This is a genomic window from Micromonospora marincola (genome assembly GCF_056150385.1).
This window is the reverse complement of the sequence record NZ_JAXCFT010000025.1, coordinates 24,817-51,295: the sequence shown is the minus strand read 5'-3', so window position 1 is coordinate 51,295 and position 26,479 is coordinate 24,817. Positions and strand designations below refer to the sequence as shown.

Sequence of the window (26,479 nt, the reverse complement as noted above, 5' to 3'; positions counted from 1 at the left end):
CCCATGCTGCGTGTCGCCGTACCCAACAAGGGCGCCCTGGCCGAGAAGTCCGCCCAGATGCTGCGCGAGGCGGGCTACCGCCAGCGCACCGACCCGAAGGACCTGGTCTGCCGGGACGAGCCAAACGACATCGAGTTCTTCTACCTGCGCCCCAAGGACATCGCCACCTACGTCGGCTCCGGTGACCTGGACGTCGGCATCACCGGCCGGGACCTGCTGATCGACTCCGGCGCGCCGGCCGAGGAGGTGGTGGACCTCGCCTTCGGCCGGGCCACCTTCCGGTTCGCCGCCCGCCCGCAGGACGTGGACGACGTACGGGAGCTGGGCGGCCACCGGATCGCCACCGCGTACCCGGGTCTGGTCGAGCGGCACCTGGCCGAGCTGGACGTCAAGGCCGAGGTGATCCGGCTCGACGGCGCGGTGGAGAACGCCATCCGCCTCGGCGTGGCCGACGTGGTCGCCGACGTGGTGGAGACCGGCGCCACCCTGCGCCAGGCCGGGCTTGTGGTCTTCGGCGAGCCGCTGCTGCGCTCCTCGGCGGTGCTTGTCCGCCGGGCCGGCGCGCCCGGCGCCGCCCAGCAGGAGCAACTGGAACGCCGGCTGCACGGGGTGCTCGTCGCCCGCCGTTACGTGATGCTCGCCTACGACGTGCCGGCCGGGCTGCTCGACCGGGCCAGCGCGCTCACCCCCGGCATCGAGTCGCCCACGGTCTCGCCGCTGCACCGGGAGGGCTGGGTCGCGGTGCAGGCGATGGTGCTCCGCGACGACGTGCACCGGATCATGGACGAGCTGTACGAGCTGGGCGCCCGGGCGATCCTGGTCACCAACATCCACGCCTGTCGGCTGTGAGGCCGCTGCCGCTCCCGGCCGCGCTGACCGTCGTCGTCCTGGGTGGCATGGCGTCCGCCGCCCAGGGCGTGATCAACGCCGAGTTGGGGGAGCGGGCCGGTGACCCGGTGCTCGGCGCCGTGGTCAACAACGTGGGCGGCTGCCTGATCGTGCTTGTCGGGCTGGCCGTGGTGCCGTCGATGCGGACCGGGCTGGCCGGGCTGCGCCGGGCCCGCCTGCCCTGGTGGTCCTACCTCGGCGGGGTCGGCGGCGCGGTGATCGTGCTGACCGCGCCGGTGGTGGTGCCGGTGCTCGGGGTGGCGGTGTTCACGATCGCCCAGGTGGCCGGCGGGAGCCTCGGCGGCCTGACCGTCGACCGGGCCGGGCTGGCCGCCGTCGGGCGGCTGCCGTTCACCGTGCCCCGGGTGGCCGGGGCGGCGCTCGGCGTCGGCGCGGTGGCGCTCGCGCAGCTCGGCCGGCCGGTCGGCGACCTGGCGGTCGGGATGGTGCTGCTCTCGGTCGTCGGCGGGCTGGCGGTGTCGCTCCAGTCCGCGCTCAACGGCCGGGTCGCGGCCGGGATCGGGCCGGCCGCCGGGCTGGCGGTGAACTTCGTGGTCAGCTCGTCGCTGATCGGCGCGGTGGCGGTGCTGGCCGGCGCGTTCGGCGACCACGCGGCCTGGCCGACGCAGTGGTGGCTCTACGTCGGCGGCGTGTTCGGCGTCGGCATCGTGCTCGCCCTGCTTGTCGGCGTCCGCGCCGCGGGGGTGCTGCGGACCGGGCTGGCGCTTGTGGCGGGGCAGCTCGGCGGCGCGCTGCTGCTGGATCTGGCGCTGCCCGGCGGGCCTGGCGTCCGGCTCCCGGTGCTCGCCGGCGCCGTGCTCACGCTGCTGGCGGTGCTGGTGGCAGGCGTCCGGCGGCGGGTGCCGGCCCGTGTGGCGGCCGAACGCGAGCGCGAGCCGGATGGCAGACTGGTCGGGTGAGCGATTCCGTGGTGACCGTGCGGCCCCGCCGCGTCCGGGTGGTCTGCTGGGCGGCGGCGATCACGCTGCTCGTGGTGTTCAGCCTGGTCGCGACCTCGCTTACCGGCGCCACCGGCGACGGCTACGGCTCGTTCCAGCGCGGCGACCAGTTCGCCATGGTCGGGCTTGGCGTCTTCGGCGCGCTCGGGTTCCTGCTGTTCACCCGCCCCCGCGTGGTGGCGGACGCGAACGGCGTGCGGGTGCGCAACGTGATCGGCTCGTACGAGCTGCCCTGGGAGGTGATCCGCGGGGTCCGGTTCGACCGGGGCGCCCCGTGGGCCAGCCTGGAGCTGCACGACGACGACCTGCTGCCGATGGTCGCGTTGCAGGCCGCCGACAAGGAGAGCGCGGTCGAGGCGGTCCGCGCGTTGCGTCGCCTGCACCAGGCGCACCTGGCCGGGCTCGCCGCCGGCCACTCGGCACCCCGCTGACCTGCGGCCCGGTTTGGGTGCGCCTGGGTCGGGGGTGTAGTGTTGCGGAGTCGACCAGACTGCCCCCGTCCCTGACGAGCGGGCGGTCGCGAAGCGGAGCGCCCGCTCCCACCCGAGTCGCCGCCCAGGCGTCCGGGTCCGGTCCCCGGTTTCGGGCACGTCCCGATCCCGGATGCGCGATCCTGTGATCGTGCCGACCGGTCGAGTGGGCCCTGGCATACGCCGGGGCCTTCTGCTTTCCGGGTCGGCTCCCGCCCGGGAGCCCGCGGAGTCGGCACCGTAGGACACTCGACTCGAGGAGGCCCCATCAGCGTCGAACCACGCGTGAACGAGCAGATCCGGGCACGTGAGGTCCGACTGGTCGGTCCTGAGGGTGAGCAGGTGGGCATCGTCCCGCTGGAGCGCGCCCTGCAGCTGGCCGCGGACGTCGACCTGGACCTGGTCGAGGTTGCGCCGATGGCGCGCCCGCCGGTGTGCAAGCTCATGGACTTCGGCAAGTTCAAATACGAGAGCGCACTCAAGGCGCGCGAAGCGCGGCGTAACCAGCAGCAGACCGTCATCAAGGAGATGAAGCTCCGGCCGAAGATCGACCCGCACGACTACGAGACCAAGAAGGGTCACGTGGTGCGGTTCCTCAAGGCGGGCGACAAGGTCAAGGTGACGATCATGTTCCGCGGTCGCGAGCAGAGCCGCCCGGAGCTGGGTTACCGGCTCCTGCGCCGGCTCGAGTCCGAGATCACGGACCTGGGATACGTCGAGGCCGCTCCGAAGCAGGACGGTCGAAACATGATCATGGTGCTCGCTCCGCACCGGGCCGTGAAGGCCTCCGCGGTCGCCGCCACGGCGTCCCGCGGCGGACCTCGGGACCGTGCCGTGGAGGAGTCCGTAGCCCCGGCAGGTGGCGAGGCCCCGACGGCCGGCGACACCGCCGCAGCCGGCGAGACCGGCCCGACCGCTGACACCAGCGGCCAGTAACAGGGAGAGACGTTCCACATGCCGAAGATGAAGAGCCACACGGGTATGGGCAAGCGGGTCAAGGTGACCGGCAAGGGCAAGATCGTTGCCCAGCAGGCCGGCCTCCGCCACAACCTGGAGAAGAAGGCCAGCACCCGGACCCGTCGGCTGACCGGCACGGTCGAGCTGGCCAAGGCCGACACCAAGCGCATCAAGAAGCTGCTCGGCCGCTGACGCGCGCCACCTGAACCGAAGAAGGAGTTGAGATGGCACGCGTCAAGCGGGCTGTTAACGCCCAGAAGAAGCGTCGTACCCTGCTGGAGTCCGCGAGCGGTTACCGCGGTCAGCGCTCCCGGCTCTACCGCAAGGCCAAGGAGCAGGTGCTGCACTCGATGCAGTACGCCTACCGGGACCGTCGCGACCGCAAGGGCGACTTCCGGCAGCTCTGGATCCAGCGGATCAACGCCGGGGCCCGGGCCAACGGCATGACCTACAACCGCCTGATCCAGGGCCTGCGCCTGGCCGGCATCGAGGTCGACCGTAAGATCCTGGCCGACCTGGCCGTCAACGACGCCGCCGCCTTCGCGGCGATCGTCGAGCTGGCCCGCGCCGCCGTGGCGGCCGAGGGCACCGGTGGCGCCGCGGCCCAGGCCGCCTGACCCACCCGTACGGCAGATCGAGGCGTCTCCCATGCACTCACCGTCGCAGGGGAGACGCCTCGACGCCGTCTCCGGCCCGTTCACCCCGCGTACCCCCAGGGTCGCGGCGGCCCGCCGGCTGCACCGTCGGCGCGACCGCGACCAGGCCGGCCGGTTCCTGGCCGAGGGGCCGCAGGCCGTCCGCGAGGCGCTCGCGCACGGTGGCACGGCGGTCGAGCTGTTCGGCACGCCGGCCGCGCTGGACCGGTACGCCGACCTCGCCGCCACCGCCGCCCGGGCCGACGTGCCGGTCTCCGAGGTCACCGACGACGCCCTCGCGGCGCTCACCGAGACCGTGGCCCCGCAGGGCCTGGTGGCGGTCTGCCGGCATCTCGACGTCCCCCTGGACGACGCCCTGGCGCGCCGGCCGCGCCTGGTCGCGGTGCTGGCCGGGATCCGTGATCCGGGCAACGCCGGGACGGTGCTGCGCACCGCCGACGCGGCAGGCGCCGGCGCGGTGGTCTTCGCCGGTGAGGCCGTCGACCCGTACAACGGCAAGTGCGTGCGGGCCTCCGCCGGCAGCCTGTTCCACGTCGACGTGGTCCGCGCCGACGACCCGGTCGGGGTGGTCGAGGCGCTGCGGGCCGCCGGGTTGTCCATCTTCGCCACCACCGGGTACGGCGACAGCGACCTCGACGACCTCGCCGACGCCGGCCGGCTCGCCGCGCCCACCGGGTGGCTGTTCGGCTCGGAGGCGCACGGCCTGCCCGAGGAGCTGACCGCGGTCGCCGACGCCCGCGTCCGGGTGCCGCTGCACGGTCGGGCGGAGAGCCTGAACCTGGCTGCGGCGGCGGCCGTCTGCCTGTATTCTTCCGCGAGAGCACTGCGTCGGCCGACAGCCACGGGTAGGCCGACAGCCGCGCCGCACACAGCAGGGGAGTCCGCCTCGTGATGAACGCGCCACGGCGTTCGTTTAGCCAGCCCGCCGGTGTCGGCGGGCGGCGGGCCTGACCCTTCCCCCTGCACGACTCCCCACCGGCGGGCTGCGGCGGAGCCGCGCGTCCGTAGACTCGCCTCGCCGACCTGTGGAAGGGCCGGCGCCGCCGTGAGGGAGTGCCCGTTCACCATGACCTACCGCAACGATCCGTACGACCCGAAGCAGGTTGCCCTGCTCGACCCGGACGCCCTGGCCGGGGCCGTGGCCGACGCCGAGAAGGCGTTCGCCGCCGCCGCCGACCCGGACGCGCTCACCGCGCTGCGCCCGGCGCACCTGGGGGACCGGTCCCCGGTGTCCCTCGCGCGCCGGGAGATCGGCGCGCTGCCGCCGGCCGCGAAGTCCGACGCCGGCAAGCGGGTGAACGAGGCCCGCCGCGCGATCGAGTCCGCGTACGCCGCCCGGCAGGAGATCCTGGACCGCGAGCAGGCCGAGCGGGTGCTTGTCGAGGAACGCGTCGACGTCACCCTGCCGTACGACCGCCGGCCGCGCGGCGCCCGCCACCCGCTGACCGTGCTGATGGAGCAGATCAGCGACCTGTTCATCGGCATGGGCTACGAGGTGGCCGAGGGCCCCGAGGTCGAGCTGGAGTGGACCAACTTCGACGCGCTCAACATTCCGGCCGACCACCCGGCGCGCGGGCTGATGGACACGTTCCACATCGCACCCGAGGGCAGTGGCCTGGTGCTGCGCACGCACACGTCGCCGGTGCAGGCGCGCACCATGCTCACCCGTAAGCCGCCGATCTACGTGGTGGTGCCCGGCCGGGTCTACCGCACCGACGAGCTGGACGCCACCCACGCGCCGGTCTTCCACCAGGTCGAGGGCCTGGTGGTGGACCGGGGCATCACCATGGCGCACCTGCGGGGCACGCTCGACCACTTCGCCCGGGCCATGTTCGGCGAGGGCGCGAAGACCCGCTGGCGTCCGCACTACTTCCCGTTCACCGAGCCGTCGGCGGAGTTCGACGTCTGGTTCCCGGAGCACCGGGACGGGCCGCAGTGGGTCGAGTGGGGCGGCTGCGGCATGGTCAACCCGCGGGTGCTGCGCGCCTGCGGCATCGACCCGGAGGTCTACTCCGGATTCGCGTTCGGCATGGGCATCGACCGGACCGTGATGGTCCGGCACGGGGTCAGCGACATGCGGGACATGGCCGAGGGCGACGTGCGGTTCACCCGCGCGTTCGGCGCCTGAGCAACGGAAACGGTGGTCTAACACTCATGCGAGTTTCTGTCAGTTGGCTTGGGGAGTACGTGGACCTCCCCGCCGACCTGCCCGTCGGCGACCTGGAGCAGGCGCTTGTCGACCTCGGCATCGAGGTCGAGTCGATCGTGGACCTGCGGGCGACCGTCACCGGTCCGCTTGTCGTGGGCGAGGTCCTGGAGATCGAGGAGCTGACCGGTTTCAAGAAGCCGATCCGCTTCTGCCGGGTGGACGTCGGGGCCGCGAACGGCACCGGCGAGCCGCAGGGGATCGTCTGCGGGGCGCGCAACTTCGCCCCGGGCGACAAGGTCGTGGTGATCCTCCCGGGCGGCGTGCTGCCGGGCGACTTCGCCATCGGCGCGCGCAAGACGTACGGGCGCAACTCCCACGGCATGATCTGCTCCGCGAAGGAGCTGGGTCTGGGTGACGACCACACGGGCATCATCGTGCTGCCCGCGGACGTGAAGGCCCAGCCCGGCGATGACGCGCGGCCGGTCGTCGGCCTCGACGACGTCGTGGTCGAGATGGAGATCACCCCGGACCGGGGGTACGCGCTGAGCGTGCGCGGCATCGCCCGGGAGCTGTCGCACGCGCTCGGCGTGCCGTTCCGCGACCCGGCCGACGCGCCGGCCGCCGGCGGGACCGCCGAGCCGGCGTACCCGGTGGAGGTCCGGGACACGGTCGGCTGTGACCGGTTCGCCGCCCGGATGGTGCGCGGCGTCGACCCGACCGTCGCCACGCCCGAGTGGATGCGGCAGCGGCTCACCGTGGCCGGCGTCCGCAGCATCTCGCTGCCTGTCGACATCACCAACTACCTGATGCTCGAACTCGGCCAGCCGATGCACGCCTTCGACGCGGACCGGATCGCCGGGCCGCTCGTGGTCCGCCGCGCCGAGCCGGGGGAGAAGCTGACCACGCTCGACGGGGTGAGCCGTGCGCTCGCACCGGAGGACATGGTCATCTGCGACGACAGTGGACCCGTCTCGCTTGCCGCGGTGATGGGCGGCGAGACGAGCGAGGTGCTCGCCTCCACCACGGACGTGCTGTTCGAGGCGGCGCACTGGGACCCGGCCATGGTCGGCCGTACCGCCCGGCGGCACAAGCTGTTCAGCGAGGCCGCGAAGCGCTGGGAGCGGGGCGTCGACCCGGCGTTGCCGCTCGTCGCGCTGGAGAAGGCGGTCCGGCTGCTCACCGACCTGGCCGGCGGCACGGCCGGCGCCGAGGTGCTCGACCTCGACCACGTCCGCCCGCCGGCGCCGGTCACCCTGCCGGTGGACCTGCCGTCGCGCCGGATCGGCGTGTCCTACCCGGCCGACCGGGTGGTGGAGCTGCTGGAGCAGGTCGGGTGCGCGGTAACCCGGGGCGGCGACCGGCTCGGTGAGGATCCCGGCGCGGTCGGGGTGGCCGCCGACGGCGCCGGCGAGGTGCTGACCGTGACGCCGCCGAGCTGGCGGCCCGACCTGACCGACCCGGCCGACCTGGTGGAGGAGGTGGTCCGCCTCGACGGGTACGACCGGGTGCCGTCGGTGCTGCCCACCGCCCGCCCCGGCCGCGGTCTCACCGCGGCGCAGCAGCGCCGCCGCGCGGTGGCCCGCTCGCTCGCCGAGCGTGGCCTGGTCGAGGTGCTGGCGCAGCCGTTCGTCGCGTCGGAGCTGGCCGACCAGCTCGGCCTGCCCGCCGACGACCCGCGCCGGCCCGCGGTGCGGGTGGCGAACCCGCTGTCCGAGGAGGAGCCGCTGCTGCGCACCACGCTGCTCGGCCCGCTGCTCGGCATCGTCAGGCGCAACGTCGGCCGGGGCCAGCGGGACGTCGCGATCTACGAGATCGGCGCGGTCTTCCATCCGCGTCCGGGCGCCGGCGCGCCGCCGGCCATGGGCGTGGACCGGCGGCCCACCGACGAGGAGTTCGCCGCCGCCGACGCGGTGGTGCCGACGCAGCCGCGGCACGTCGCGGTGGCGCTGTGCGGCGAGGTCGAGCCGGCCGGCTGGTGGGGCGCGGGCCGCGCGGCCGGCTGGGCGGACGCCGTCGAGGCCGGCCGGGCGGTGCTCGACGCCGCCGGCATCCCCGCCGACCGGGTCACCGTCCGGGCCGGCGAGCGCGCGCCCTGGCACCCGGGCCGCTGCGCCGAGCTGCTCGTCGACGACGCCGTCGTCGGTCACGCCGGCGAACTGCACCCGGCCGTGGTGGCGGCGCTGGAGCTGCCCCGGCGCACAAGCGCCATGGAGCTGGACCTGGACGCGCTGCCCGCCGCGCCGCTGGTGGCCGGGCCGGCCATCTCCACGTTCCCGCCGGCCCTGATCGACGTAGCGCTCGTGGTCGATGAGGCGGTGCCGGCGGCCGAGGTGCAGCGGGCCCTGGTGGAGGGGGCCGGCGCGCTGCTCGAAGACGTCCGACTCTTCGACGTCTACGCCTCGGCGCAGCTCGGCGCGGGTCGGAAGTCGCTCGCGTACAAGCTGACGTTCCGGGCGCCCGACCGGACGCTCGCCGGCGAGGAGGCGGTGGCCGCCCGGGACGCGGCGGTCGCCCTCGCCGCGGAACGCTACGGGGCCACCCTCCGCGGGGCCTGAGGGGTAAGGAGGGGCCCCCGCTTAACGCATTCGGTAGAGGCGGGGGCCCTTCTTAACACCGTCAGATCCAGCCGCGGAGAGCCGCCTCCACACCGGCCTGGAAGCGGCTGTCGGCGTCGAGTCGCCTCATCAGGTCGGCGACCGTACGGCGCACGGTGCGCTCGGACAGGCCGAGCTGGCGGCCGATCGCCTCGTCGGTGCGTCCACAGCGCAGCAGCCGCAGGATGGCGCTCGCCTGCTCGGTCAACCCGCCGGTGGTGCCGGCGGCCGGCCGGGACAACGGGACGCTCTTCTCCCACAGCAGGTCGAACAGCAGGCAGAGCGCGGAGACCAGGCGGACGCTGCGGATCTCCACCGCGCCTCGGTGGGCGCGCGACGCACTCGGCAGGAGTGCGATTCTGCGGTCTACGAGCGTCATTCGCATTGGCGCGCCCGGCATGACCCGACTTTCCTCCCCGTATTCGGCCATGGCCTCCGCATAGGCGCAGGAGGCCGGATCGTTCAGCAGGGTTTCCTGGTAGATGTGACGAATCGTCACCCCACGGGCCAGCGCCATCCGGCTCAGGGCCCCGCCGGTTTCCCTGATCTGTGGCGGAATCGCGTGGCCCACGGTCAGCATCATGACACTCTCGGCGACGGTTCGGGCGTGTTCGGAGAGCCGGTCGCGAACCTCGTCGACGCCCTTCAGGCGGACGATTTCCTCCCGTTCACGGTTGCCGTCCCGGCTTGCCGCACGTGCCAGCACCGAAGCGCGGGTCGCCTGGATCCCGGCCTGTTCGGCCACCGTCCGCTGCTCCGCCTGGTCCAGCAGGACGAGCAGGCCGAGCTGCGGACTCACCGCGCGGAGCTCGCCCGGCCGGCTCGACGAGGGCAGGATCATCGCGCGGTCGGCAAGCGCGGCGAGGGCGTCGTGGACCGCCGTCTCCGGCATGTCGAGACCACTGATGAGGTCGTCGACGTCCCACGTCGGATGGTCAAGCATGGCCCAGTAGACGGCTTCGTCGGCCGCCGACAGTCCCAACCGTTCGAGCACGTTCTCCTCCCCCCGGATTTGATGATCAGAATAAGGGAGAGGCGACCTCGGACTAGATAACGGATTGGTGTACCTGGCGATAAGAGCCAGTGACATTCGCCAATTGGACATGTGTATCCACGGGGGCGAAACAGAAGATGCCGCTTTTATGCACCGGCGCGTGCGGCGGAACCGGCCACGGCCGGTTCCGCCGGTACGCGAAGGCGTGACGGAATCCGGTCCGAGGCACCACCCTCGATGCCACACCCGCAACCGGCGGGCCGATGCGGAGGGGACGGGCGATGCGGACACGCCGACGATCAGTGGCACCGAGGCGCGAACCAGGGCGGTCCGGCTCAGCGGAGGCTCGCCGTGCTGCTCACCCGGCTCGTGCTGGCGCCGCCGGACGATGACCGCAGCCTGTCCGCCGGCGAACTGACGGACCTGCTGTGGCTCAACGCCGCCGTGGCGGACGGCATCCGCCACATCCACGCTCGCTCGGTCGCCGGGCGGCTGACCGTCGTGGTCTTCACGGTCGCCTCCGAACAGGCGATCTCCGACTACATCGTGCAGCGCGTCTGCGAGCGCGCGATCCGGCGGGTGCCGGCGCTGCGCGGCTGGACGGTCACCTGACCGGCGCTCGTCCGAGGAGAAGGGAGGATCACCGTGGACTCTCACGTGGCGAGCCTGCCCGCGCGGTCTGATCCGGCGCTGGTGGCACCCACGCCGACCGCCGCCTTCCGCGTACTCGGCCCGCTGACGCTCACCACGGGCGCCGATGCGCTCGTGTTGCCGCCGTCGAAGGTGACCTGCCTGCTGGCGGCGCTGCTGCTGCACCCCGACGAGGTGGTGTCGGTCGCCACGCTGCAACAGGCGATCTGGGGCGACGACCCGCCGGTCTCGGCCCGCGCCGCGTTGCAGACCTGCGCGCTGCGGCTGCGCCAGTTGTTCCAGCGGCACGGGCTGACCGCGAACGTGATCCAGACCGTGCCCGGCGGCTACCGGATCACCGCCGGTCCGCAGACCGTCGACCTGATGCGGTTCCGCGAGTTGGCCGGCCGGACGCGCGCCGAACCGGAGCCGGAGACCGAGCTGGCGACGCTTGAGGAGGCGCTCGCGCTGTGGAGCGAGCCGATGCTCGCCAACGTGCCGTCGGAGGCGCTGCACCGGGACGTCGTGCCCCGGGTGGGCGAGGAGCGCGTCCGGGTCATCGAACGGCTCTGCGATCTCAAGATCGGGTTGGGTCGCGACCGGTCGGTGCTTGTGGACCTCTGGGCCGCGACCCGCGTCTATCCGGCGAACGAGCGCTTCGCCGCGAAGCTCGTCGAGGTGCTGTACCGCACCGGGCGGCAGGCCGACGCGCTCGCCGAGCTGCGCCGGATCAAGGGGCACCTCGGCAACGAACTGGGCGTCGGTCCGGGCGCCGGGCTGCGGCGGCTGGAGCTGGCCATCCTGCGCGGCGAGGCGCCGACGCCGGTGGTGATGGCGACGCCCCGGCCCGCGTCGGCGACACCCGTCCGACCGCCGGCCGCCGGCTTCGTCGGCCGGGCGGCGCTCTGCCGCGCCCTCACCGACCGGCTGCGCGGGGGCACCCGCATCGTGGTGCTCAGCGGGCTGCCGGGCGTCGGCAAGACCGCCCTCGCCCAGCACGTCGCCGGACTCGTCGCCGACGACTTCCCCGGCGGCGTGTGGCCCGTCGCGCCGGAGGACGCCGACTCCGCGTCACCCCACTCCGCGCCCGCCCCCGCCGGCCGTCGCCTGCTGCTGGCCGACGACGTCGCCGACGCGACGCTGGCCCGGCGGCTGCCGGCGCTGCTGTCCCCGGGTGACGTCCTGCTGCTGACCAGCCGGCCGAGCCTGTCCGCCCTGGTCGCCCGGCTCGGCGGCTGGCTGCACCGGGTCGAGCCGCTCGACCGGGACGAGGCCCTGGACCTGCTCGGGGTGGCCCTGGGCCCGGATCGGGTACGGGCCGAGCCGCGTGCCGCGGCCGATCTCGCCGCACTGTGTGAACACCTGCCGCTGGCGCTCCGGATCGCCGCCACCCGCGTCCTGCTGCGCGCCCGGATGACCCTCGACGAGGCCGTCGAGTGGCTGAGCGTCGATCCGATCGGACGCCTGAGTCTGCCCGGCGACCCGGAGATGTCCCTCGCCGGCCGGCTCGACGGGACGCTGACCCGGCTCGGCGACGCGCTCGCCGACGCCTTCCTCCGGCTGGCCGCCGGTGCGCCGAAGACGATCACCGTGCCCGGCGCCGCCGAACTGCTCGGCGTGGACCGGGCCCGCGCTCGCGAACTGCTCGACGACCTCGTCGATCAAAGCCTGATGGAAGAGGCCGCGGATCAGTACCGGATCCGTGGCCTGCTGCGGCGGCACGCGCACGGCGTCGCCGGCCGACGACCGAACCCCGATCGAGTGAAGGGAACCCTCGGATGAGCGCTGCCTACGAGACGGTGGCTCAGACCCGGCCGCGGATGCGACACGACGTGCTGTTCACCCGCACCGAGGACGGAGTGCTGTTCCACAACGCCAGTAGCGGCTTCCGGCTGTCCTCCGGCGCGGCCTACCGGCTGGCGACGCTGCTCGTGCCGCACCTGAACGGACGCAACCGGGTCGCCGACATCTGCCGGTCGCTGCCCGCGCCGCAGCGCGCCATGATCGGCGAGCTGGTCGGGGCGCTCTACGCGCGCGGCTTCGCCCGGGACGTGCCGGCCGAGGAGGAGCCGGAGACGGTTCTCGACCCCGCCGTGGCCGGGTGGTTCGCCAGCCAGATCGCCTACGTCGACCACTACGCCGACCGGCCGGCGCACCGCTTCGCGGCCTTCCGTGACACCCGGGTGGCCGTGCTCGGCGCCGGTCCCGTCGCCCGGGCCTGCGCCACCGCCCTGCTCCGCAACGGCGCCGCCGGGGTGACGGTGGCGGCCGGGGTCGCGCCCGGCCTCGCCGCCGAGGTGGACGCGCTGACCGGGGCGGGGTGTCCGGCCACTGTCGACGAGATGCCCGACGCCGACGTCGGCTGGGCCGACCTCGACGCGGACCTCGTCGTGGTGGCGGCCGGTGACCGCGCGCCCCGCGACACGCTGCGGTTGCTCGCGGCGGGCATCCCGGCCGGCCGGCTGCTCCTGCCGGCGTGGGTCTGCGGGGAGCGGATGCTCGTCGGCCCGGTGCAGGGGGCCGGACGCCGGGGCTGCTGGTGCTGCGCGATGAACCGGCTCACCGACAACGACGACACCGGCGCGGCGGGGCCGGTGTGGCGGGCCGCCGCCCTGCCCGCCGGGACCGGGCCGGCCGCCGCCGAGCCGGACGGGCCGTTGGCCGCCATGGTCGGCAACCTGCTGGCGTACGAGGTCTTCCGGCTCACCACCGGCGCGCTGCCGGCGGAGACCGACGGCGCGGTGATCGTCCAGCACCTGGCCTCGCTCGACGTGCTGACCGAGCCGTTGCTGACCCACCCCAGGTGCGCCTTCTGCCCGCCGGAGCCGCCGGAGCCGCCGGAGCCGGCCGAGGTGGACCTCGTGCTTGACGAGTCGCCCGCCGAGGAGGACGAGTCGGCGCGGGCCGAAGCGGCCGTGGCGCGGCTCGTCGTCCACCAGCCGCTGCTCCAGCCGCACCTGGGCGTGTTCCGCCGCTACGACGACGAACGCTGGGACCAGAGCCCGATCAAGATCGGCGCGGTCGACCTCACCGATCCGCGTGGCCGCCGCCGTACCGTCCACGCCTTCGACGTGCACCACGTCGCAGACGCGCGGCTGCGGGCGCTGCGGGTCGCCGCCGTGACCGTCACCGGCCAGGCGGCGGTCCTCCGGCCGCCCACCGCCGACGCGCCACGGCTCGACGCCGCCCGGCTCGGCCTCGACTCCGGTTGGGGTGAGCCGGCCGTGGGTGACTGGGCGGCGGCGCGTTCGCTGCTCACCGGCGCGGCGGCGGCGGTGCCGGCCGCGGTGCTGGAGCCGTTCGGGGCGGCCAACCGCGCCCGTGGCGCGGAGCCGACCCGGGCCGGCGGGGGCGCCGGCGGCGATCTGGCCGAGGCGGTGCGGTCCGGGCTGGCCTCGGCGCTCGCGTACCGCGCGCTGCGCGCGGTCGTCGAGGGCCGGGCCGCCGCGCGGCAGGTACGCCTGGAAACCCGCGGAGCGGATCCGGAACTGCTCTTCCTGACCAAGTCGGCGGCGAATCTCGGGATCGCGGTGGAACTGCTCGACCTCACCGGCGCGCCGGAGGCCGGGCTGAGCGTGTTGCTGGCCCGCTACCTCGACCAGACGGCCGGCCGGTGGCGGTACGCCGTGGCGGGCGACCCGGTCCACACGGTGGCGGCCCGCGCGGCGCTGCGGGACGTGCTGGGCCAGGCGGCGCTGCACGCGCAGGATCCGGCGGTGACGCCGGACACCGGCGACCCGCTGCTTGCGGAGTTCGACGCGGGCACCCTGGCGGTGGGGGACACGACGCCTGCCGCCGTGGCCGCCCACCGCTGGTCGGAGGTGCGGGAGCGACTGCGGGAGCGGGGACACGACGTGCTTGTGGCGCCGGTCGGCGGTGCGGACCTGGCCGCCGGCGGCCTGGTCGCGGTCAAGGTGCTGCTGACCGCGGGGGACGGCAGGTGAGGCAGGTCGCCGCGACCGACGAGCTGGTCTGCGCCGGCCTGGCACGGCTGCTCGCCGAACGCGGCTGCGCCGCCGAGGTGGTCGCGCTCGGGGTACGGGACGAGTTGGCCGCGCCGGCCCGCCCGGCCGGTGGACCCCGGGTGTTCGTCTACGGGCACCTGGTCCTGCTCGGCCCGGTGGCGTCGGCTGGCGCCTGCGGGACCTGCCTGGCCCGGCGTTGGCAGGCGGTGCGGCACCGCGACCTGCGGGACGCGGTCGAGTTGGGCGGCGACACGCGGGCGGCCGGGCCGTGGCCGTACGCGATCCCGCTCGTCGCGGACTTCCTGGCCGCCCTGATCACCGCGCAGCACGGCGGCGTCCCGGCCGACGGCCGCGCCTCAACCGTGGCGCGCCAGGTCGACCTGCACACCCTGCGGGTGCACCCGGTTCCGGTGGTGGCGGACCCGGAGTGCCCGGCCTGCGGCGGCGCCCTCGCGGACGCGCGGGACCTCGCCCCGATCGAGCTGACGCCCACGCCCAAAAGCGACCCGCGCGGCTTCCGGGGCCGGGACCTCGACGCGTACCCGCTTGACGTGGAGGGCTTCGCGAACCCGGTGTGCGGAGCCCTCGGCTCGACCCTGTGGCAGGACCTGACCTCGCTGTCGACCGCGCCGGCGATCGGCTCGTTCACCCTGCGCAGCGGCCCCTACCTGCGGGAGACGCTCTACGGCGGACACGCCGACGGCTACCGGCGCAGCGCCCGCATCGCCGTGCTGGAGGGGCTGGAACGCGCCGCCGGGCTGCGCCCCCGACGCAAACGCACGGTGGTCACCGGCAGCCTGCGGGAGTTGGGCGGCGACGCCCTCGACCCGCGCGAGTGCGGGCTCTACCCCGACGGCTTCTACCAGGCCAACCCGTACGTGCACCGCTTCGACCCGGACCGGCCGATCACCTGGGTCTGGGGTTGGTCGCTGCGCGACGAGCGGCCGGTCCTGGTCCCCGAGGTCCTGGTGTACTACCACGCGGCGAGCGTCGAGGAACGCTTCGTCCAGGAGACCTCGAACGGGTGCGCGTCGGGCGGTTCGCTGGTGGAGGCCGTCTACCACGGCCTGATGGAGGCGATCGAACGGGACGCGTTCCTGCTGGCCTGGTACGGCGGCCGGGCCCTGCCGGAGATCGATCCGGCCACCGTGGACCGGCGGCAGACCCGGATGATGATCGATCGGCTGGCCATGTACGGCTACCGGGCCCGGTTCTTCGACGCCCGGATGACCTTCGACATCCCGGTGGTGACCGCGGTCGCGGTGCGGGAGGACGGCGGCCTCGGCGCGTTGGCGTTCGGCGGCGGCGCGAGCCTCGACCCGCAGGCCGCCATCACCGCGGCGCTGTGCGAGATCGCCACCGACTCGGTGATGGTGCGGCTCCGCGCCGCCGCCGACGAGCCACGGCTGCGGACCATGGTGACCGACTTCTCCCAGGTGCGCGGCCTGCACGACCATCCGTTGCTGTACGGGCTGCCGGAGATGGCGCGGCACGCCGCGTTCCTGCTGGAGAACGGTCCCCGGCCGGCGGCGATGGCCGAACTGTACGGGCCGGACCGCCCGGCCCCGCCGGTCTCCACCGACCTCCGGGACGACCTGGAGTACTGCCTCAAGGCGGTCACCGGGCACGGGTTCGACGTGATCGCCGTCGACCAGACCAGCCCCGAGCAGCACGATCTGGGCCTGGCCACGGCGAGCGTGCTGGTGCCCGGCCTGCTGCCCATCGACTTCGGCTGGATGCGCCAGCGCGCGCCGCACGCGCCGCGGCTGCGTACCGCCTTCCGGGCCGCCGGCCTCCTCGACCGCGACCTGCGCGACGACGAGATCCACTCCGTTCCCCACCCGTTCCCGTGAGGTGCCGCCATGACGTCTGAACCCGCCGGCTACGCCCACGCGTACGCCACGGCGATCCTGCGCCGCGGCCGGGAGCCCATGCCCCCGGCCGACTTCACCCCGAACTGGGCGGACGCCCCCCGCCGGGGCAAGTTCTATCCGGCCGCGCCCGCCTTCCCGCTGCCGGACCCGCCACCTGCCGACGTCGCGCTGGACACGGCGCTGCGGCGGGACGACGACGCCGACGAGCCGTTCACCACCCGCCTGCTCGGCGGCATGCTGCGCGACTCCTACGGGCTGCTCGGCCGGCGGCTGGGTGTCCAGGCCAACACCGACCTGGCCGCGCTCCCCTCGTACGCGCACGCCAACTGGCACCGGGGCACCGCCTCCGGTGGCGGTCTCTATCCGTGCAGTGTCTACTGGATCGCCGGACCGGGCGCGGGGGTCGTCCCGGGCGTCTACTACTACGCCCACGCCCGGCAGGCCATGCAGCGGCTGCTGGCCGGCGACGTCACCGACCGGCTCGACGCGGCGCTCGGCCGGCCCGGACCGGCCACCCAGTTCCTGGTGATCGGCGTCAAGTTCTGGCAGAACGCCTTCAAGTACAACAACTTCTCCTACCACGCGGTGTCGATGGACGTGGGCACCCTGCTGCAGACCTGGCGGTTGTGGGCCGGCGGCCGGGGCCGGCGGATCCGACCGGTCCTCTGGTTCGACCAGGCCGCCGTCGCCGACCTGCTCGGCCTCGACCCGGACGCCGAGGCGCTCTTCGCCGTCGTGCCCCTCACCTGGGCCGACGCGGACCGCGCCGGGCCCGCCGCCGGGACGCCGCCGAACGGTGTCGGGCCCGTCGACGGGGCGCCGCCGGACCGCGTCGGGCCCGTCGACGGGACGCCGCCGGGCCCGGTCCGGGTCCGGCACGCCGACCGGGACCGCTCCCGTACCCGACTCGACTTCGACCTCCTGCGGCGCATCAACCGCAGCACCGCCGCCGCGGTGCGACGGCCGCCGGTCGGCGCGCTCGCCGGGGCGGGCGCGCATCCGGCACCCACCCGCGCCGGGCGCGTCCCGCTGCCGGCCGCCGATCCGATGGACATGCCCGTCGGCACGGCCCTGGCGCGCCGCCGCAGCAGCTTCGGGCGGTTCCTGGCCCGCCGGCCGATCACCCCCGGACAGCTCGCCGCGCTCCTGTGCGCGACCGCCGCGACCGGGGTGCCGAGCGAGATCGACGGCCCCGCGGACCGGCCGCTGGCCAAGCTCTACGCGTTCGTCAACCACGTCGACGGCGTGCCCGCCGGCGGCTACGAGTACGACCCGGTCGACCACGCCCTGGTCCCGGCCACCGCAGGGCCGCCGGGTGAGTTCCTGCAACGCAACTACTTCCTGGCCAACTACAACCTGGAGCAGGCCGCGGTAGTCCTGGTGCCGACCGTCCGCACGCACGCGGTGCTCGACGCCACCGGCGACCGCGGCTACAACCTGGTCAACGCCACAGTCGGGGCGATCTCGCAGACCTTCTACACGGTGGCCGCCGCGCTGCGCCTCGGCGCCGGGGTGGCGTTGGGCTTCGACAGCGTCTCCTACGTGGAGGAACTGGCGCTCGCCGACACCGGCGAGTTTCCGCTGCTGATCATGTTGGCCGGTCACGACCGGCCGCAGCTCGGCGACTACCGCTACGAGCTGTCATGACGGCGACCGTACCCGCGCCGAGCGCGCCGCCGGCCGCCCCGACCGGCGGTTGGCGGACGGGCGACTGGTTCACCGCCCGGATCGCCGGGCTGCCGCTGTCCACTGTCGACGGGCTGCGGTGCCCGCGTGCGACCGACTGGGCCGAGGCGGTGCTCGCGCTGCGGGGGCGGCTCGCCGCCGACGGAGTCCGGGCCGGCGACCTGGTGCACGACCTGATCGGGGGCAACGAGGACGAGGACGCCCGGCGGCGGCTGCTGGCCCTGCGCCGGCAGATCCACAACAACGTGTTGCCCGCCGACCCGGAGCCGGCGCTCGCCGAGGCCGAGCGGATCCGGCCGTCGTCCGGGCCGGAGCTGCGGCGGTGGCTGGCCGCGCGGACCCGGCTGGCCCGGCTGGAGGACGAGGGCGAGGCCGTGTTCGCCGCCGACGTCGCCCGGTCCCGCCGGCGGCTGTGGGAGCTGGCCGACGAGCCCCGGCTGCGCGGTGGGCTCCAGCTCGCCTCACCCACCCTCGACCGGCAGCTCGCCACCGGCGCCCGACCGGATCCGGCCCGGCCGGCGAACAAGCGCACCCGTCGCGTCGAGCGCTCGCTGCTGTCCTACCTCTACCGCACCGCCTGCAAGACCAGCCCGTTCAGCACGTTCACCGGCGTCGCCCTCGGCCGGTTCGACGACGACGCGGCGGGCCTCGGCGTGGCCGTCGGGCAGCGGTGGCAGCGGCACGTCCGGCTCAACGTCGTGCTCGTCAGCCGGATCGCCGACCTGGTAAGCGCCGACCCGGCACGGCGCGGCGACCTGCCGGTGGCGCTGAGCCCGGGTTGGCGGCGCGACGCCGAGCGGATCCGCTACGTGCGGCACTGGGTGACCGCCGGCGACGACCGCGCCGCGGTCAGCTTCGACTCGGTCCGGGACGGGCTGTTCTTCCTCCGCCGCAGCGGCGTCCTCGACGAGTTGACCTCGCTGTTGCGGGAGCGCGGGACGATCCGCGGGGCCGAGCTTGTGGACCGGCTGTGCGAGCGGACCGGGGCGGACCGCGACGACGGGCAGGCGTACCTGTCCACCCTGCTGCGGCTCGGCATGCTGCGCCTGCCCGGGCTGGACGTCGACGTGCACCGCCCCGACCCGGTCCGGGCGTTGGCCGGCGCGTTGTCCGACCTGGACCGCCCGTGGGCGCTCCGGACCGCCCACGACCTCACCGCGATCGCCGAGCTTGTCGACGCCTACCGGGACGGGGACCTGGCCCGGCGCCGGGCGGTGGCGGAGGAGTTGCGGGCGGCGGTACGGGCGACCATGACGGTCCTCGGCGAACCGGAGCCGGCCCTGCCGCAGACGCTGCTCTACGAGGACAGCCGGATCGACGGCGGCCCCGTCCCGGTGAGCGCGCCCGCCTGGCGACGGCTGGCCGGCGGCGGCGCAGCCGGCGGTGACTCGGCCGGCGGCGACCTGGCCGGCGGTAGCGACCTGGCCGGTGCGGGCGGGCTGGCCGCGGTGGAGCGGGTACTGCCCGCCTTCGACCAGAACCTGCCGCACCGGATCATGTTCCACGGCTTCTTCCTGGCCCGCTTCGGCGTCGGGGGCCGCTGCGACGACCTGCTGCGTCTGGTCGAGGACTTCCATGACGACCTCTACGACCAGTACTCCTCCTACGTCGCCGGCCGCCAGTCGTTCGCCGAGGACGGCAGCTACACACCTGAGGAGAACTGGCTCGGCCGGCCCGAGATGACCGCGCTCGACGCGGCCCGGCAGACCTTCGCCGACCGGTTGCGCCGGCTGGCCGAGGCGGACGCCGGGCAGGACGAGCTGCTGCTGCCGGACGCGATCTTCGACGAGGTGGGCGACCTGCTCGGCGGCGTCACCGGCGGGTTCCGCCCGCAGGGGCACTTCGTGCAGGTGGCGCTGCGCGAGCCGGAGCCGCTGCTGGTGCTCAACCAGTCCTTCGGCGGGCTGTCCTTCCCGTTCAGCCGGTTCACCCACTGCTTCGCCGGCGACACGCCGAGCCTCGCCGAGCGGCTGCGCGAGCAGGCCCGTGCGGTCGCCCCGCCGGGCGCGGTCTTCGCCGAGCTGACCGGCGGCGCGGCCACCACAAACCTGAACCTGCACGACCGGCTCACCGACCACGTCATCGTCTGCCCGGGGGAGACGAGCGACGTCGCGCCCCGGCGGCAGCTCACCCTCGACGACCTGCACCTGGCGCACGACCCGGACACCGACCGGGTGGTGCTGCGCTCCACCCGCCTCGACCGCGAGGTGATCCCCGTCTACCTCGGCTACCTGGTGCCGATGGCGCTGCCGCAGATCCCGCGTACCCTGCTGCTGCTCTCGCCGGCGTCGATGGTGCGTCTGGACCCGTGGCAAGGCGTGCCCGCCGGGCCGGCGGTCGACGGGGTGACGACCCGGCCCCGGCTGCGCGTCGGCAACGTGGTGCTCAGCCGCCGGAGCTGGTCGGCGCGCGCCGGCGACCTGCCGGACACCGACGACCCGGGCGCCGACGCCGGCGCCTTCCTGCGCTGGCGCCGGTGGCGCGCCGAGCACGACGTGCCGACGCGGGTCTTCGCCACCATCTATCCGGCCGCCGCCGGCCGGGCCGGGGCCAACCCGAAACCGCAGTACGTCGACTTCGACAGCCCGCTGTCGCTCCAGGCGCTGCGGGCCTCGCTCGGCGCCCCCGACGACCGGATCGTGCTGCGCGAGATGCTGCCGGCCGCAGACGGGTTGGCGGCGCGCGGCGAACACGGCGACCACGTCTGCGAGCTGGCCGTGGAAACCTTCCGCACCGACCCTGGGGGGACCCGATGACCGTGCCAGCAGCCGTCCCCACCGACCCCGGCGCCGCCGCCGACCCGCGCGGCCGGTGGCTGTCGCTGCACGTGTTCTACGCCGCCAACCCGCAGCCGCTGCTCGTGGAGTGTGTGGCGCCGCTGATCCGTGAGCTGACCGAGCGGGACCTGCTCGCTGGTCACTTCTTCATCAACTACTGGTTGGAGGGGCCGCACGTGCGGCTGCGGCTGCGACCCCGTACCCCGTCGGACGAGCCGGAGGTCCGGGCACGGGCCGAGGCGGCGATCGGCCGGTTCCTCGCCACCCGCCCCGCGCTGTACGCGATGGGCACCGGCTACCTGCGCGAGCTGTACGACATCCTGTTCGCCCTGGAGTTCCCGGCCGGGCGGCCGGCGGAGCTCGTCGACGCGAACGGGCAGATGCTGTTGCAGCCCAACAACTCGGTCAGTTACCGGCCCTACGAGCCGGAGTACGGCAAGTACGGCGGGCCGGACGGGATCGAGGTCGCCGAGTGGCACTTCCGGCACTCCAGCGACCTCGTGCTGCGGGCCGTCGCGTCGATGAACCTGCACCTGCGACCGGTGCTGCTGGGCACCGCCGCCCAGCTGATGACGGTGCTGGCCGGGACGTTCCTGCCCGACCGGGCGGAGCTTGTCGACTTCCTCGACCGCTACCACCACTTCTGGCACCGCGCGTTCGCCGGCACCGAGCTGATCGGCGCCGAGGAGTACAGCCGGATGTACGACGGGGTCGCGCCGGAGCTGGGGCCACGTGTCGAACGGATCCTCGACCTGGTGGCGCGCGGGGACGTCCAGCGACTGTCCGGGTTCCTGCGCGGCTGGGCCGAGCACGCCGTCGAGCTGCGGGAGCGGGTGCTCGGGCTGGCCGCGTCCGGCCGGCTGACCCTGCGGTCGTGGGGCGACGGCGGGGACCGGGTGGTCACCGACCCGGGTGAGGCGCTGGCCGCGCTGCTCTCGCCGTACCTGCACATGACGAACAACCGGCTGCACGCCACCATCCGGGACGAGGCGTACCTGTCGTACCTGCTCGCCCGGGTGCTGCGGGAGCCGGCGGTGGCCGCATGACCGGTCCGGCCCTTCTCGGCAAGCGTCCCCGGCTCCGCGACGACCTGCTCTTCTCCCGGCCGTTGCACCGCGGCCCCGCCACCGTCCACCTGGTCAAGGACCGCCGCAGCGGCCGGGCGTTCGAGATGTCGGGCAAGGAGCGGTTCCTGGTCGGCCGGCTCGACGGGGTCCGCTCCCTGGGCGAGGTCGGCGCGGAGTACGCGGCCACGTACGGCCGCCGGCTCGGGGACGACCACTGGGTCCGGCTGTTGTGGCTGCTGCACGAGCGGGGTCTGCTCGTCGACGGGGCCGGCGAGCCGCCCGTGGTGCCGGCGACGCGGCACGACGTCGTCGACAGGTGGGCCCGGCGGCTGCGGCAGGTGCTGCGGCCCGGCCCGGTCGCCGTGCTGGGCCTGCTGGTGACCGCGCTGCTGGCGGCCGTCGCGTGGTACTCCGGCCCACTCTGGCAGGCGGCCCGTCCGGCGTTCACCGACCCGCTCAGCCTGCTCCTGCTCGGGTTGCTGGCCTGGGCGGGCGCGGCCACGCACGAGTTCGCCCACGCGCTTGCGGCGGTCCGTCTCGGCGCGACAGTCGAGCGGATCAACCTGGTCACGCTCACCTGCCGGATCGAGGACTACGCCTTCCTGGCGAGGCGGCGGGACCAGGTGGTGATCGCCGCCGCCGGGGGACTGGCCAACGGGCTGGTGCTGCTGGTCGCCGGTTCGGTGCTCGCCGTTCTGCCGGGTGCCTTCGCCGACCGGCTGTGCAGCGCGTATGTGCTTGTCGCCGCCGCGCAGACCCTCGTCAACTTCGTGCCGGTCCCGCCGTTGGACGGCTACAAGATGGTCAGCCACCTGCTGGACACGCTGGACCTGGCGCCGGAGAGCCGCCGCTACCTCCGCACCGCCCTCGTCCGGTGGCCCCGCCGCGGCGGCGAGCGTTACCCGGGGCCGGTCGCGATCCGCCTCGGCCTGTACGGCGTCTGGTGGCTCTTCGTCGCGGTCGGGGGAGCCGCCTGGGTGGTCTACTTCGTCGGCGCGCTCCTGGCGCCCACACTTGGCGTGCTCGGCCATGTCCTGCCCGCCGCGGTCGTCGGCCTGACGCTCGCCGGCTGGTCGGCCCGACCCCGACGGGCCCGACCCGCGGGTGGTGCGTCCCCGCCGCAGCAGCAGCACATCCAAGCCCATCAGCGAAAGGTATGAGCATGTCAGCCACCGACGGTCCGGCCATCGTGCTGGAATCCGTGAGCAAGTCCTACGGCGAGGTGAGAGCGGTGGAAGACGTCTCCATCTCGATCGGCCGGGGTGAGTTCTTCGGCATGCTCGGGCCCAACGGCGCGGGCAAGACGACTCTCATCGAGATGATCGAGGGCCTGCGGACCCCGGACACCGGGTCCGTACGGGTGCTCGGCATGTCGCCGACGCCGCGCAACCTCGACCTGCTGCCGCTGATCGGCGTGCAGACCCAGCGGTCCGCGTTCTTCACCCGGCTGACCGCCCGCGAACACCTGGTGACCGTCGCCGCGCTCTACGGCCTGCCCGCCGCCGCCGCGGACCGGGCGTTGAAGCTTGTCGGCCTGACCGGTTCGGCCGACGTCCGGGTCACGAACGTCTCCGGCGGACAGCGCCAGCGTCTCGCCATCGCCTCGGCGATCGTGCACGACCCGCAGGTGATCTTCCTGGACGAGCCGACCGCCGCCCTGGACCCGCAGGCCCGCCGCGATCTCGGGCACCTGCTGCGGGAACTGAAGGCGGCCGGCAAGACCATCGTCTACACCACCCATCACCTCGACGAGGCGCAGGGGCTGTGCGACCGCGTCGCCATCCTCGCCGACGGGCGCGTCCTGGCCCTCGACAGCCCACGGGAGCTGATCGCGCGATCCGGCGTCGGCACCCGCCTCGTCGTGCCGGCCGGCCGGCTGAGCCCCGAGCGGGCCGGCCAGCTCGACGGCGTCGACGGGATCGACGTCGAGGACGGCACGATCGTCCTGCGTACCACCCACACGGCCCGGGTGCTGGCCGCCCTCGGGGCCGAGGGCGGCCTCGACGAGGTGGAGACCCGCCCGGCCACCCTGGAAGACGTCTACCTGCAACTGATGGGAGCGCCGCAGGCATGAGCGCATACACCGCACTGGCCCGCGCCAGCTACAAGGCAAGCGTCCGGGACGCCACGACGCTCTTCTTCACGTTCGCGTTCCCGCTTGTCTTCCTTGTCATCTTCGGGTTGATCTTCCGCAACCAGGAGGTCGCCGAGACCGGCCACGGCTACATCGACTTCATCGCGCCGGGCGTGCTGTCCTGGGGCCTGGCCAGCGCCGCGCTGTTCGGGGTGTCGTTCACGCTGATGCAGTGGCGCCACGACGACCTGCTGCGCATCATCCGGCTCGCGCCGACGAGCATCTGGTCCGTGGTCGGCGCCCGCTACATGGTCGCGCTCGCCATCGGCGTCGCGCAGAGCCTGCTCTTCGTCGGCGTCGCCATGCTGCCCTTCCTCGGCATGCGTCCCGACTCGAACTGGCCGCTGTTCCTGCCGATGATGCTGCTGGCGGTGACCACGTTCCTGGCGTTGGGCCTGATCGTCGGCTCGCGGGCGGACACCGCCGAGGCGGTGGCCGCGATCGCCAACTGCATCGTGGTGCCGATGGCCTTCCTCTCCGGGTCGTTCTATCCGCTGGAGCTGATGCCCGGCTGGTTGCAGGGCATCTCCCGGGCGCTGCCGCTGCGCTACGTCAACGACGGCATGGCCTACGCCTTCACCGGGTTCGGCACGATGACCGACTATCTGGTGGCATGCGCCGCACTCGTCGGCTTCGCGGTGGTGTTCGCGGTCGTCGGCGTGCGGACCTTCCGGTGGAGCCGCGACTCATGACCGGTTCCGCGGCGGTGGCGCCCCCGGCCCCGTTGTCCGCCGCCGCGGCCCGGCTCGACGAGCACCTGTCCCGGAGCTGGGCGGCACGGTCGGTGGGCCGGGCGCCCCGGGTGGTCACGCTCGGCGCCGCCGACGCGCTCGCCGGGACGACGCCGCACCGCCGGGACGCCACCGTGCACCTGAGCGCGGACGCGGTCCTGATCGGCCCGGTCCCCGGCGACACGACGGGGGCCGCGTGCGGGCACTGCCTGGCGATCAGGTGGCAGCGGCTGCGTGGTCGCAGCGAACGCGACGCGCTGGAGACCGGCGCGCGGACGACCGCGGTCGGGCCGTGGCCTCCGATGACCGCCTACCAGCTCGACGCCGTCTGGGAGTTGTACCGCGCGGTGTACGCCACGGCGCCCCGACCCGCGCCGCCGACGTGGGACGAACCCAGCCGGCGCCTCGCCCGGGTCAGCCGTCTGGAACTGGACACGCTGCGGGTGCGGACCTACCCGGTGCTGGCCGAGCCGCGCTGCCCGGCGTGCTCGGTGGCGCGTCCCGACTCGCCGGCCGAGGCGCCGGAGATCGACCGGCCGGCGCCGAAGCCGGCCGCCGACACCTATCGGCTGCGCGCACCCGGGGACTATCCGTTGCCGCGGGCGGCCCTGGTCAATCCGGTCTGCGGGGCGCTCGGGGCCGGCACCCGGCTCACCATCACCTCGCCCACCACCGCCCCGGTCACCGGCAGCGTCTTCATCCGGGGCTACGGCGGGCTGCTCGACGTCTCCTGGAGCGGCCAGTCCACCGGCTACGACGCCAGCCACGCGCTCGCGTACCTGGAGGGGCTGGAGCGGCACGCGGGCACCCACCGGCGACGCAACCTCGTGCCCGTCGTCGCCGCGTACGCGGACGTCGCCGACCACGCGCTGAACCCGGACGAGTGCGGCAGCTACCCGGACGAGGTGTACGACCGGGACCCGATCCTGCGCCGCTTCGACCCGGACCGTCCGATCCCGTGGGTGTGGGGGCGGAACCTGCACACCGGCCGGCCGGTGCTGGTGCCCCGGCGGCTCTGCTTCTACAGCTCCCCGGCGGCCGACGACACCTTCGTGCTCTCGTCCTCAAGCGGCTGCGCGACCGGCAGTTGCCTGGCCGAGGCCGCCCTGTTCGGTCTGCTGGAACTGATCGAGCGGGACGCCTTCCTGCTCGCCTGGTACGGCAACCTGACGCTGCCCCGGATCGATCTGGCGAGCTGCTCGCCGACGGTGCGGGCGATGGCCGACCGGGCCGAGCTGCAGGGCTACGCGCTGCACGCCTTCGACAACCGGATCGACCTCGACGTGCCGGTGGTGACAAGCCTGGCGGTCCGCCACGACGGCGGTCCGGGACTTCTCTCCTTCGCCGCCGCCGCGCACGTCGATCCGGAGCAGGCGGTGGCCGGCGCGGTCGCCGAGGCGCTCACCTACATCCCGCACCAACCGGCCGCGGTGCGTCGCCGGCGCGGTGAGCTGGAGCGGATGGCCGACGATTACCACCTGGTCCGCCGGCTGCCGGACCACTCGGCCCTCTTCGGTCTGCCCCGGATGGCCCGGCACGCCGCGACGTACCTGCACGACGGGGCGGCGCGGGACGTCGCGCGGGTCTTCGGCGACCACCGCGCGCCCGGCGGCCGGGATCTCGTCGACGACCTGCGTGGCGTCCTGGACACGCTGCGGCGGCGCGGTCACCAGGCGGTCCTGGTCGACCAGACCAGCCCGGAGCAGGAGGCGGCCGGGCTGCGCTCGGTGTGTGTGGTCGTGCCCGGCCTGCTGCCGATCGACTTCGGCTGGCTGCGCCAGCGGGCGTTGTACCTGCCGCGCCTGCGTACCGCCCCGCACGCGGCCGGGCTCACCGGTGCGGCGCTCACCGACGCCGACCTGCGCCGCGTTCCCCACCCGTTCCCCTGAGCCGGCCGCCGGGGCGGCGGTCCGGACACGCGCACGTCGGGCCGCCCACCGGGCGGCCC

The 26,479-nt window shown here is 74.3% G+C and carries 21 protein-coding genes; 20 read left to right on the top strand and 1 reads right to left on the bottom strand.

Annotated elements, in window-relative coordinates:
* Nucleotides 1-3 precede the first annotated feature (3 nt).
* The 9 genes from hisG to pheT all read left to right on the top strand — a co-directional run bounded on the left by hisG (nt 4) and on the right by pheT (nt 8,634).
* Nucleotides 4-849, top strand: coding sequence for an ATP phosphoribosyltransferase (gene hisG, locus SM450_RS29155; RefSeq protein ID WP_474622989.1), 846 nt, complete (start codon nt 4-6; stop codon nt 847-849).
* Entirely contained in the window at nt 846-1,808 is a 963-nt protein-coding gene (locus tag SM450_RS29150; protein ID WP_474622988.1) for a DMT family transporter, read from the top strand. The genes hisG and SM450_RS29150 overlap by 4 nt, the downstream gene beginning before the upstream one ends.
* On the top strand, nt 1,805-2,278 hold the full coding sequence (locus SM450_RS29145; protein WP_474622987.1) for a PH domain-containing protein: 474 nt from the start codon (nt 1,805-1,807) through the stop codon (nt 2,276-2,278). Before SM450_RS29150 ends, SM450_RS29145 begins: the two co-directional genes overlap by 4 nt.
* Nucleotides 2,279-2,602: 324 nt before the next feature.
* Nucleotides 2,603-3,253: a translation initiation factor IF-3 gene (gene infC, locus SM450_RS29140; protein ID WP_474622986.1), complete on the top strand. Its 651-nt coding sequence runs from the start codon at nt 2,603-2,605 to the stop codon at nt 3,251-3,253.
* A gap of 18 nt (nt 3,254-3,271) precedes the next feature.
* The gene (gene rpmI, locus SM450_RS29135) at nt 3,272-3,466 is read left to right on the top strand and encodes a 50S ribosomal protein L35 (protein WP_281583697.1); all 195 of its coding nucleotides are present in this window, start codon (nt 3,272-3,274) and stop codon (nt 3,464-3,466) included.
* A 32-nt stretch (nt 3,467-3,498) separates the two neighbouring features.
* Nucleotides 3,499-3,891 (top strand): 50S ribosomal protein L20, encoded by a 393-nt coding sequence (gene rplT, locus SM450_RS29130; RefSeq protein ID WP_281583696.1) that lies wholly within the window; start codon nt 3,499-3,501, stop codon nt 3,889-3,891.
* A 31-nt stretch (nt 3,892-3,922) separates the two neighbouring features.
* A complete protein-coding gene (locus SM450_RS29125) occupies nt 3,923-4,822 on the top strand; it encodes a TrmH family RNA methyltransferase (RefSeq protein ID WP_474622985.1) in 900 nt (299 codons plus the stop codon).
* Nucleotides 4,823-4,996: 174 nt separating this feature from the next.
* A complete protein-coding gene (gene pheS / locus SM450_RS29120) occupies nt 4,997-6,058 on the top strand; it encodes a phenylalanine--tRNA ligase subunit alpha (RefSeq protein WP_474622984.1) in 1,062 nt (353 codons plus the stop codon).
* Between the two features lie 26 nt (nt 6,059-6,084).
* Complete coding sequence (pheT, locus tag SM450_RS29115) at nt 6,085-8,634, top strand: phenylalanine--tRNA ligase subunit beta (RefSeq protein WP_474622983.1); 2,550 nt, start codon at nt 6,085-6,087, stop codon at nt 8,632-8,634.
* 61 nt (nt 8,635-8,695) lie between these two features.
* On the opposite strand, the gene SM450_RS29110 is transcribed toward pheT, so the two are convergent.
* Nucleotides 8,696-9,667, bottom strand: coding sequence for a helix-turn-helix domain-containing protein (locus SM450_RS29110; protein ID WP_474622982.1), 972 nt, complete (start codon nt 9,665-9,667; stop codon nt 8,696-8,698).
* Between the two features lie 351 nt (nt 9,668-10,018).
* Here SM450_RS29110 and SM450_RS29105 point away from each other — a divergent pair, with 351 nt between their 5' ends.
* The 11 genes from SM450_RS29105 to SM450_RS29055 are packed head-to-tail and all read left to right on the top strand — an operon-like array spanning nt 10,019 to nt 26,420.
* Complete coding sequence (locus tag SM450_RS29105) at nt 10,019-10,279, top strand: hypothetical protein (protein ID WP_474622981.1); 261 nt, start codon at nt 10,019-10,021, stop codon at nt 10,277-10,279.
* Between the two features lie 33 nt (nt 10,280-10,312).
* Complete coding sequence (locus tag SM450_RS29100) at nt 10,313-12,079, top strand: AfsR/SARP family transcriptional regulator (protein ID WP_474622980.1); 1,767 nt, start codon at nt 10,313-10,315, stop codon at nt 12,077-12,079.
* Nucleotides 12,076-14,241, top strand: coding sequence for a TOMM precursor leader peptide-binding protein (locus SM450_RS29095; RefSeq protein ID WP_474622979.1), 2,166 nt, complete (start codon nt 12,076-12,078; stop codon nt 14,239-14,241). The genes SM450_RS29100 and SM450_RS29095 overlap by 4 nt, the downstream gene beginning before the upstream one ends.
* Nucleotides 14,238-16,115 (top strand): TOMM precursor leader peptide-binding protein, encoded by a 1,878-nt coding sequence (locus SM450_RS29090; protein WP_474622978.1) that lies wholly within the window; start codon nt 14,238-14,240, stop codon nt 16,113-16,115. Before SM450_RS29095 ends, SM450_RS29090 begins: the two co-directional genes overlap by 4 nt.
* Nucleotides 16,116-16,124: 9 nt before the next feature.
* Nucleotides 16,125-17,783: a nitroreductase family protein gene (locus tag SM450_RS29085; protein ID WP_474622977.1), complete on the top strand. Its 1,659-nt coding sequence runs from the start codon at nt 16,125-16,127 to the stop codon at nt 17,781-17,783.
* Nucleotides 17,780-20,578: a lantibiotic dehydratase gene (locus SM450_RS29080; protein WP_474622976.1), complete on the top strand. Its 2,799-nt coding sequence runs from the start codon at nt 17,780-17,782 to the stop codon at nt 20,576-20,578. The genes SM450_RS29085 and SM450_RS29080 overlap by 4 nt, the downstream gene beginning before the upstream one ends.
* On the top strand, nt 20,575-21,645 hold the full coding sequence (locus SM450_RS29075) for a lantibiotic dehydratase C-terminal domain-containing protein (RefSeq protein ID WP_474622975.1): 1,071 nt from the start codon (nt 20,575-20,577) through the stop codon (nt 21,643-21,645). The genes SM450_RS29080 and SM450_RS29075 overlap by 4 nt, the downstream gene beginning before the upstream one ends.
* Nucleotides 21,642-22,826 (top strand): metalloprotease, encoded by a 1,185-nt coding sequence (locus SM450_RS29070; protein WP_474622974.1) that lies wholly within the window; start codon nt 21,642-21,644, stop codon nt 22,824-22,826. Before SM450_RS29075 ends, SM450_RS29070 begins: the two co-directional genes overlap by 4 nt.
* 2 nt (nt 22,827-22,828) lie before the next feature.
* Nucleotides 22,829-23,740: an ABC transporter ATP-binding protein gene (locus SM450_RS29065; protein ID WP_474622973.1), complete on the top strand. Its 912-nt coding sequence runs from the start codon at nt 22,829-22,831 to the stop codon at nt 23,738-23,740.
* The gene (locus SM450_RS29060) at nt 23,737-24,492 is read left to right on the top strand and encodes an ABC transporter permease (RefSeq protein WP_474622972.1); all 756 of its coding nucleotides are present in this window, start codon (nt 23,737-23,739) and stop codon (nt 24,490-24,492) included. The genes SM450_RS29065 and SM450_RS29060 overlap by 4 nt, the downstream gene beginning before the upstream one ends.
* Nucleotides 24,489-26,420 carry a TOMM precursor leader peptide-binding protein gene (locus SM450_RS29055; RefSeq protein WP_474622971.1) on the top strand — a complete coding sequence of 644 codons (1,932 nt, stop codon included), beginning with the start codon at nt 24,489-24,491 and terminating at the stop codon, nt 26,418-26,420. The genes SM450_RS29060 and SM450_RS29055 overlap by 4 nt, the downstream gene beginning before the upstream one ends.
* The last annotated feature ends 59 nt before the right edge of the window (nt 26,421-26,479 follow it).